Origin of the sequence: Lutibacter sp., assembly GCF_041562875.1 — a bacterium.
GTDB lineage: Bacteria > Bacteroidota > Bacteroidia > Flavobacteriales > Flavobacteriaceae > Lutibacter.
Genome location: NZ_JBFFOE010000091.1, coordinates 1 through 9,575 on the forward strand (window position 1 = coordinate 1; position 9,575 = coordinate 9,575).

General features: G+C 30.3%; 8 protein-coding genes. 6 read left to right on the forward strand and 2 right to left on the reverse strand.

Annotated elements, in window-relative coordinates; all coding sequences use genetic code 11:
* Positions 1-38 precede the first annotated feature (38 nt).
* A complete protein-coding gene (locus ABY863_RS10955; RefSeq protein ID WP_372794748.1) occupies positions 39-3,491 on the reverse strand; it encodes a methylmalonyl-CoA mutase family protein in 3,453 nt (1,150 codons plus the stop codon).
* 228 nt (positions 3,492-3,719) lie between these two features.
* Here ABY863_RS10955 and purU point away from each other — a divergent pair, with 228 nt between their 5' ends.
* A complete protein-coding gene (gene purU, locus ABY863_RS10960) occupies positions 3,720-4,574 on the forward strand; it encodes a formyltetrahydrofolate deformylase (protein WP_372794750.1) in 855 nt (284 codons plus the stop codon).
* Here purU and ABY863_RS10965 read toward each other — a convergent pair.
* Positions 4,567-4,893 (reverse strand): hypothetical protein, encoded by a 327-nt coding sequence (locus ABY863_RS10965; protein WP_372794752.1) that lies wholly within the window; start codon positions 4,891-4,893, stop codon positions 4,567-4,569. The genes purU and ABY863_RS10965 overlap by 8 nt on opposite strands.
* Positions 4,894-5,095: 202 nt before the next feature.
* On the opposite strand from ABY863_RS10965, the gene ABY863_RS10970 reads away from it, so the two are divergent.
* From ABY863_RS10970 to ABY863_RS10990, 5 genes are all read left to right on the forward strand, one after another.
* Entirely contained in the window at positions 5,096-7,096 is a 2,001-nt protein-coding gene (locus ABY863_RS10970) for a urocanate hydratase (RefSeq protein ID WP_372794762.1), read from the forward strand.
* Between the two features lie 18 nt (positions 7,097-7,114).
* On the forward strand, positions 7,115-7,642 hold the full coding sequence (locus ABY863_RS10975) for a DUF4136 domain-containing protein (protein WP_372794754.1): 528 nt from the start codon (positions 7,115-7,117) through the stop codon (positions 7,640-7,642).
* 60 nt (positions 7,643-7,702) lie between these two features.
* The gene (locus ABY863_RS10980) at positions 7,703-7,873 is read left to right on the forward strand and encodes a DUF5522 domain-containing protein (protein WP_372794756.1); all 171 of its coding nucleotides are present in this window, start codon (positions 7,703-7,705) and stop codon (positions 7,871-7,873) included.
* A 35-nt stretch (positions 7,874-7,908) separates the two neighbouring features.
* Positions 7,909-8,610: a DUF4197 domain-containing protein gene (locus ABY863_RS10985; protein ID WP_372794758.1), complete on the forward strand. Its 702-nt coding sequence runs from the start codon at positions 7,909-7,911 to the stop codon at positions 8,608-8,610.
* Positions 8,611-9,033: 423 nt separating this feature from the next.
* Positions 9,034-9,575: prephenate dehydratase domain-containing protein (locus tag ABY863_RS10990; RefSeq protein WP_372794760.1), on the forward strand; the 542-nt coding region annotated here is incomplete at its 3' end.

Sequence of the window (9,575 nt, forward strand, 5' to 3'; positions counted from 1 at the left end):
AGCGCAGTCGAGACACTCAAAACTCAAAACTTCAAAAATTACATATTCCTTCTATATTGTCCACCAACTTCAAATAACGCGTCTGTAATTTGACCAATAGAACACACTTTACAAGCTTCCATTAATTGCTCAAAAATATTTTCATTGTTAATCGATTTTTGTTTTAACAATTCCACATGTTTTAAAACTGTTTCTTTGTTTCCTGTATTCAAATTTTCAACAACCGTAATTTGATATTGCTTTTCTTCTTCCGTAGCTCTAATAACTTCTTGAGGTAAAACGGTTGGAGAACCTTTGCTACTTAAAAAAGTATTAACGCCAATAATTGGAAATTCACCGTTATGTTTTAATGTTTCATAATACAAACTTTCTTCTTGTATTTTACTGCGTTGATACATGGTTTCCATAGCGCCAAGAACTCCACCTCGTTCAGTAATTCTATCAAATTCAACATAAATGGCTTCTTCAACCAAGTCAGTTAATTCTTCAATAATAAATGACCCCTGAATTGGATTTTCGTTTTGAGTTAAGCCTAATTCCTTATTAATAATTAGCTGAATTGCCATGGCTCTACGCACGCTTTCTTCAGTAGGTGTTGTAATTGCTTCATCGTATGCATTGGTGTGTAAACTGTTACAATTATCGTAAATAGCGTACAAAGCTTGCAATGTTGTACGAATATCATTAAAATCTATTTCTTGAGCATGCAAGCTTCTTCCTGAAGTTTGAATGTGATATTTTAACATTTGAGCTCTGGAATTTGCTCCATATTTATTTTTCATGGCTTTTGCCCAAATTTTACGAGCAACTCTACCAATTACAGCATATTCAGGATCTACACCATTTGAAAAGAAGAAGGATAAGTTTGGACCAAATTTATTAATGTCCATTCCTCTAGATAAATAGTATTCAACATAGGTAAATCCGTTTGCTAATGTAAACGCTAATTGTGAAATTGGATTGGCACCGGCTTCTGCAATATGATATCCAGAAATTGAAACCGAATAAAAGTTTCGTACATTATTAGAAATAAAATATTCTTGTACATCACCCATTAAACGCAACGCAAATTCAGTTGAAAAAATACACGTATTTTGAGCTTGATCTTCTTTTAAAATATCAGCTTGTACAGTTCCTCTAACTGTTGCAATAGTTTCAATTTTAATTTTTTGATACACTTCATTTGGTAAAACTTCATCACCAGTTACACCAAGAAGCATTAATCCTAAACCATTGTTTCCTTCAGGTAAATCACCTTGATATTTTGGTCTATCTACACCTTTTTTAGCGTAAATAGTTTTTATTTTTTCTTCAATTGCTGTTTCTAATCCATTCTCAATAATGTATTTTTCACATTCCTGATCAATGGCTGCATTCATAAAAAATGCCAACATCATTGGTGCAGGTCCGTTTATTGTCATTGAAACCGAGGTCATTGCATTGGTTAAATCGAAGCCGGAATACAATTTTTTAGCATCATCTAAACAACAAATAGAAACTCCTGCATTTCCAATTTTACCATAAATATCTGGGCGAATATCAGGGTCATTTCCATATAAAGTAACAGAATCAAAAGCAGTAGATAAACGTTTTGCAGGTAAGCCTAAACTTACATAATGAAAACGTCTGTTTGTGCGTTCTGGTCCACCTTCACCAGCAAACATTCTGGTAGGATCTTCACCTGTTCTTTTAAATGGAAAAAGACCTGAAGTATATGGGAATTCACCAGGTACATTTTCTTCTAAAGACCATAATAATAAATCGCCCCAAGCTTCATATTTTGGCAATGAAATTTTAGGGATTTGTAAATGGGAAAGAGATTCGCTATGCGTTTTTATGCAAATTTCTTTATCACGTACTTTATAAGAATAAATTTCATTTTTGTAGGATTGTTTTTTTGTTTCCCAGTTTAAAATTAGGTTCCAATTGTGTGGATTTAAATCCATTTTAACTCTTGAAAATTCTTTAAAAAGAAGTGTAATTAACTCTTTTGATTCGTTATTTTGAGCTTGTTTCAGAATCTCATCTTCATTTAAGCCAATTTGAGAAAGAAAAGATCCTTCTACTGAGCTCAGTTTTATACCAGAAACAACTTCAATTGTTTTATAAATTCCATATAATTTCTGAGCAATATCTTTTTGCTCTAAACTAGTTTTACTGTAAAGGCGGTTGTTTTCTGTGATTTCTGATAAATAACGAGTTCTGTTTGGTGGAATTATAAATTGTTTTTCACTCATTCCATCAGAAACTTCAAAAGTACTATTGAAATTTGTTCCTGTTTTTTCATCGAGTTTATTCATTAAAACACGATACAATTCATTGGTGCCGGGGTCGTTAAATTGCGATGCAATGGTACCATAAACGGGCATTGAATCAACATTTGAATCCCACAAATTATGATTGCGTTGGTATTGTTTTTTAACATCACGCAAAGCATCTAATGCGCCACGTTTATCAAATTTATTTAGTGCAATTACATCGGCAAAATCAATCATGTCAATTTTTTCCAATTGTGTTGCAGCTCCGTATTCTGGAGTCATTACATATAAAGAAACATCTGAGTGGTCTATAATTTCGGTGTCGCTTTGTCCAATTCCTGAAGTTTCTAATATGACTAAATCATACCCCGCAACTTTTAAAATAGCAACGGCATCACTTACGTGTTTTGATAATGCTAAATTGGATTGTCGTGTTGCTAATGAACGCATATAAACACGTTTATTCTTAATAGAATTCATTCTAATTCTATCTCCAAGAAGTGCTCCGCCTGTTTTCTTTTTTGAAGGATCAACAGATATAATAGCAATTGTTTTTTTAGGAAAATCAACTAAATATCTTCTCACTAATTCATCAACAGTTGATGATTTTCCAGAACCTCCAGTTCCCGTAATTCCTAAAACAGGAATAGCGGATTTTTTTGATTGTTTCCTAATTTTAGAAATAAACTCAACATGTTTTTCAGAAAAATTTTCGGCTGCCGAAATTGCTTTCGCTAATTGTAAAGAATTTTTTTTAGATAAGTCAGAAACATTGAAGTCTATAATTTCACCAGTAGGAAAATCACTTGTTTCAATCATATCGTTTATCATTCCTTGCAATCCCATTCGTCTTCCATCATCAGGAGTGTAAATTCGTGTAACTCCATAATTCATTAAATCTTTAATTTCTTCTGGAAGAATTACGCCGCCACCTCCACCATAAATTTTAATATGAGAAGCTCCTTTTTCACGCAATAAATCCACAACATACTTAAAATACTCATTATGACCGCCTTGGTAAGAAGTTAGTGCAATAGCATTTGCATCTTCCTGTATAGCACAATCCACAACTTCTTCAACACTTCTATCATGGCCTAAATGAATAACTTCAACACCTGTAGCTTGAATAATTCTTCTCATAATGTTTATTGCAGCATCATGCCCATCAAAAAGAGTAGCAGCTGTTACAATTCTTACTTTATTTACTGGCTTATAGGGTGTTTTATTTTCCATTTTGTAAAATTATCTTGAATATGGATTGCAATTTATGAATTTTTTAAAATTATTAACGAATTATTATTAATTAACTAACTTTTTGAGGTTTGGTAATGCAAGCGCTTTTTTTATATAATTTTGGCTCTTAATTTTTTTAGAATAAAATAAGTTAAATAAATTTTTTTTCAATTGAAAAAGATTAAACCAATTTAATTTTATCATTAAAAATGCAATAACAATGAACAAATGAAACGTATAACATTATTAATAAATTGTAATGACCGGAAAGGAATTATAGCTTCAATAACAAGCTATATTCAACAGCAAAATGGTAATATTGTTTATATAGACCAACATGTTGATAGAGAAGAGGAACTATTTTTTATGCGTTTAGAATGTGAATTTTCTAAAGAAATTTTTTTGATTGAAGATTTTAGAAAAGATTTTTCTGAGACTATTGCTGAAAATTTTGAGATGAATTGGCATTTGTATAATTCAGATTTAAAACCGAAAATGGCATTGTTTGTTTCAAAATACGAACACTGTTTATATGATATTTTAAGTAGATACAGCTCAGGAGAATTAGAAGTTGAGATTCCTTTAATTATTAGCAATCACCCTGATTTAGAACATATTGCTAAAAGTTTTAACTTGCCTTATTATTATATAAAAGTTACAAAAGATAACAAGGTTGAAGCTGAAGATTTACAGTTGAAATTATTAAAAGAGTATCAAATAGATTTTATAGTATTGGCGCGTTATATGCAAATAGTATCGAGTCGATTAATTGAAGAGTATCCAAATCATATTATTAATATTCATCATTCATTTTTACCTGCTTTTCCGGGTGCAAAACCCTATCATTCAGCATTTAAACGAGGTGTTAAAATTATTGGAGCTACAAGTCATTATGTAACAGAAGATTTAGATGAAGGTCCAATTATTGAACAAGATATTACACGTGTAACTCACACGAATACAATAAAAGATTTTATTTTAAAAGGTAAAGATTTAGAGAAAATAGTATTGTCTAGAGCCATTAAATTACATACGAAACGTAAAGTTATGGTGTATAAAAATAAAACGGTTGTGTTTATTTAAAATAACTTAAAAAAATATAATTTTTTCGATGGTTTAAATAACTTAAATTAGTTTCGTTTTCAGAAGCTTCTTTTTCAAAACTTATATTTTTATAAGCTTTATAATGATTTTTAAATTGTAATAATCTAATAAGGTACTCAGTTGGGTACCAGATAAAAAAGACCAACCATAGTAGTTCTACTTGTTGTTTTAAGTGTATTTTTTCATGATTGAGTAATGTTTTATTTGATTTTAAATGTTTATCTCGTAAAAAGATAAAAGGGTAAATTGTTAATCCAATGTAATTTCTTGGAATTATATGTTTAAAAATTAGTATCATAACAATCTTACATTTCTCAAAAATCAAACCAATTTACGTTATATTTGTAACTCATAAAAATAACTTAAAAATATCTTGGATATTTTTCACTTCAAATATAAAAAATGTATTGCCTTAACTCATTTTAGAGTTGCAATTCGTTATCCGTAGTTTTTAATTTTTAAATGTTAAAAATTAAAATTTGAACTCAATTAAAAGTATTATGACATTTCAAGATCAAATAAAACAAGGAATTCCAAATGAATTACCTTCAATTAAAGTATATAATAGAGCTGTAAATCATGCTCCAAAACGTAAAGATATTTTATCAAAAGCAGAAAAAGAATTAGCTATAAGAAATGCTTTACGCTATTTTGACAAGAAACATCATGCGGTTTTATCTAAAGAATTTGCTGAAGAGCTAAAAGAGTATGGTAGAATTTATATGTATCGTTTTCGCCCAGATTATAAAATGTATGCACGTCCAATAAACGAGTTTCCAGGAAAATGTGAGCAGGCAAAAGCTATTATGCACATGATTCAAAATAATTTAGATGATGCTGTAGCGCAACACCCGCATGAATTAATTACTTATGGCGGTAATGGTGCAGTATTTCAAAATTGGGCTCAGTATTTATTGGCCATGCAGTACCTCTCTGAATTGGAAGAAGACCAAACATTAGTAATGTATTCAGGACATTCAATGGGTATGTTCCCTTCGCATAGAAACGCGCCAAGAGTTGTGGTTACTAATGGAATGATGATTCCTAATTATAGCAAACAAGACGATTGGGAAAAATTTAATGCTTTGGGTGTAACTCAATACGGGCAAATGACTGCGGGTAGTTTTATGTATATTGGTCCGCAAGGAATTGTTCATGGAACTACTATTACAGTTTTAAATGCTGGAAGAAAAATTGCAAAAAACGGAGAGGATTTAGCTGGAAAATTATTTTTAACTTCAGGTTTAGGAGGTATGAGTGGAGCACAGCCAAAAGCTGGAAATATAGCAGGTTGTATTACTGTTTGCGCTGAAGTAAACCCGAAAATAACTGAAATTCGTTTGTCACAAGGTTGGATTGATGAAAAGATTACAGATTTAAATTCACTGGTTTCAAGAGTTCAAAAAGCAAAAGAAAATGAAGAAGTTGTATCTATTGCTTATTTAGGAAATATAGTGGAGGTTTGGGAAAAGTTTGCTGAAGAAAATTTATATGTAGATTTGGGTTCAGACCAAACATCTTTGCATAATCCTTGGGCGGGCGGTTATTATCCAGTTGGGATTTCTTTTGAAGATGCTAATGAGATGATGGCAAATAATCCTGAGTTATTTAAAGAAAAAGTGCAAGAAAGTTTACGAAGACAAACAATTGCCATTAATAAACATACTGCAAAAGGAACCTATTTTTTCGATTATGGAAATGCATTTTTATTAGAAGCAAGTAGAGCAGGAGCTGATATTATGGCTGAAAATGGAATTGATTTTAGATATCCTTCCTATGTGCAAGACATTATGGGACCTATGTGTTTTGATTATGGATTTGGCCCTTTTAGATGGGTGTGTACAAGTGCTGATCCAACTGATTTAGAAAAAACAGATACTATTGCTTGTGAAGTTTTAGAAGAATTAATGAAAAATTCTCCAATTGAAATTCAGCAACAAATGGCTGATAATATTCAATGGATTAAAGGAGCTCAAGAAAATAAATTAGTGGTTGGCTCACAAGCACGTATTTTATATGCTGATGCTGAAGGAAGAATGAAAATTGCTGAAGCATTTAACAATGCAGTGAAAACTAATTTAATTTCAGCACCAATTGTATTAGGAAGAGATCATCACGATGTTTCTGGCACAGATTCACCTTACAGAGAAACTTCAAATATTTATGATGGCTCACAATTTACAGCTGATATGGCAATTCAAAACGTGATTGGTGATAGTTTTAGAGGAGCAACATGGGTTTCTATTCATAATGGAGGTGGAGTAGGTTGGGGAGAAGTTATAAATGGCGGTTTTGGTATGGTTCTTGATGGTAGTATTGAAGCGGAAAAGCGCTTAAAAAGCATGCTTTTTTGGGATGTAAATAATGGAATTGCCCGAAGAAATTGGGCACGTAATGAAGGAGCAACTTTTGCTATTAAAAGAGCAATGGAAGTGGAGCCAAAATTAAAAGTTACGTTACCAAATTTGGTGGATGATTCATTGTTACAAGATTTATTTTAAAACTTAAAAATACACAAAATGAAAGCTATCAAATTTCTTCCGTTAGTCCTGCTTTTTTTAGTAGCATCTTGTAGTTCGGTTAGAGTTACAACTGATTATGATACTTCTGTAGATTTTACTAAGTACAAAACCTTTGCTTTTTATAAGAAAGGTATTGATAAAGTTGAAATTTCTGATTTAGATAAGAAAAGAATATTAAAGGCTGTAGAAAGTGAATTATTAGCTAAAGGTTTTACAAAATCTGAGAACCCAGATGTATTAGTAAATATTTTTACCAAGTCGCGTCAAAAAGTAGATGTATATAACAATAATATGTATTATGGTTGGCATCCATGGTATTATGGGCCAAACTTTGGGACACATATTTCTCAATATACAGAAGGAACTTTATTTATAGATTTAATTGATGCCAACAAAAAAGAACTTGCTTGGCAAGGTATTGGAAGTGGAGCGTTAAATACCACTGGAAATATTTCAAAAAAAGAAGAACGAATTAATGAGTTTGTTGCTGAAATTATGGCTAAATATCCTCCAGGAATTGAATAATAAAAAATTAAATATCCTAAAAACACTCTGAATTTTCAGAGTGTTTTTTATTTTTGCGCTATGGACTTTAAAAAACCAATTCCCTTAGAAGAAGGAGATTATTATACTAATGAGCAAGGCTATCGAGTTTTTACAGAGCAATATCATTTAAAAAGAGGATATTGTTGTAAAAGTGGATGTAAGCATTGCCCATATGGTTATGATAAAACTACAGATAATTTTAAAAAGTAAATTTCATTATATTAGCAAAATATAAAACTTTTAATATGTTAAAAAGAATACTTTTAGTCGCTGTTATTTTTCAAATTTCAGCATGTTCAGAATTGCAACAAGTAATAAATCAGTTACCAAACGGAGGAATTACAAATGATCAAATTGCGGGTGGTTTAAAAGAAGCTTTAAACAGTGGAATTACAAATCAGGTTACTAAACTTGCCGTGGAAGATGGTTTTTATAAAAATGAATTGACAAAAATATTACTTCCAGAGGAATTACAAAAAGTGGACAATACGCTTCGAAAAATTGGTTTATCTAAATTAGCTGATGAAGGTTTAAAAGTATTAAATAGAGCTGCTGAAGATGCAGTAAGTGAAGCAATCCCAATTTTTGTAGATGCAATTAAGGGAATGACTTTTACCGATGCTAAAAATATTTTATTTGGTGATAAAAATGCTGCTACAACATTTTTACAAACTGCAACATCTGAAGCATTATATCAGGAATTTAATCCTATTATAAATAATTCATTTAAAAAAGTTGGGGCAGATATAATTTGGAAAGATTTAATCACAAAATATAACAATTTACCTTTAACAAATGATGTAAACCCAGATTTAACAGATTATGTTACAGGTGAAGCTTTAAAAGGCGTTTTTACAATGGTTGAAGTTGAAGAAAAAGAAATTAGAGCAAATGTAGCAAAGCGTTCAACAGATTTGTTGAAGCGCGTTTTTGCACTTCAGGATTAAAGTGTATAAAAATTTTGAATACTATTTATGCTTAGTTTGTGAAAGAATAATAGAGGAAGATTGTATTGAGAATAGTGCGTTAATTTGAGAAAATATTTTAAATAATTTATATTTTTAAATAATTTAATTTTAAAAATAATCATATTTTCAGCTATTTAGTTAATTATTATTCATTAAAAATAAGATTTTATCGTTTTATTCATAATCAGCCTTTATTTTTGTAAAAAAAGGTTGCTTTTTTAAAATTAATGTATAAATTTGTCCTCTAATTACCAATTATGAACATAAGAAACACTTGGAATAGCTTTTATTTTTACTTTTATTTTAGCAATAAAAGAGAGGCTTAGTATGTGTTTATAAAAAATAAATAAATGATAAAGTCTCGAATTTAATTCGGGATTTTTTTTTGATAAAAAATTAAGAATGAAAGTTGCAATACAAGGAATAAAAGGTTCTTTTCACCACATAGTAGCTGAACAATATTTTGGTAAAAATATAGATTTATTAGAATGTCTATCATTTAGTGAAATGCCGGCGTTATTACATAATAAAACAGCTGAGGTTTTAATTATGGCTATTGAAAACTCTATAGCCGGAGCTATTTTACCAAATTATGCACTTATTGATGAAAATCAATTAACAATTTGTGGTGAACATCATTTAGAAATTCATCATAATTTAATGGGATTAAAAGGACAAAGTATAGAAGATATTAAAGAGGTATATTCACATCCAATGGCTTTATTACAATGTCATAAGTTTTTTAAACAGTACCCACATATTAAATTAATTGAAGATAAAGATACTGCTGTAGTTGCAAAAAGAATTCAAGATCAAAAGTTGGAAGGTGTTGGTGCAATTGCAAGTAAATTAGCTGCTAAAATATATAATTTAGAAATTTTAGCGGCTGAAATTCAAGAAATAAAAGAGAATGCTACTCGGTTTTTTATACTCACAAATTCTGA

Coding starts and splice junctions, on each gene's coding strand:
- ABY863_RS10955 (WP_372794748.1), bottom strand. CDS start 3,491: ATGGAAAATAAAACACCCTATAAGCCAGTAAATAAAGTAAGAATTGTA.
- purU (WP_372794750.1), top strand. CDS start 3,720: ATGAAACGTATAACATTATTAATAAATTGTAATGACCGGAAAGGAATT.
- ABY863_RS10965 (WP_372794752.1), bottom strand. CDS start 4,893: ATGATACTAATTTTTAAACATATAATTCCAAGAAATTACATTGGATTA.
- ABY863_RS10970 (WP_372794762.1), top strand. CDS start 5,096: ATGACATTTCAAGATCAAATAAAACAAGGAATTCCAAATGAATTACCT.
- ABY863_RS10975 (WP_372794754.1), top strand. CDS start 7,115: ATGAAAGCTATCAAATTTCTTCCGTTAGTCCTGCTTTTTTTAGTAGCA.
- ABY863_RS10980 (WP_372794756.1), top strand. CDS start 7,703: ATGGACTTTAAAAAACCAATTCCCTTAGAAGAAGGAGATTATTATACT.
- ABY863_RS10985 (WP_372794758.1), top strand. CDS start 7,909: ATGTTAAAAAGAATACTTTTAGTCGCTGTTATTTTTCAAATTTCAGCA.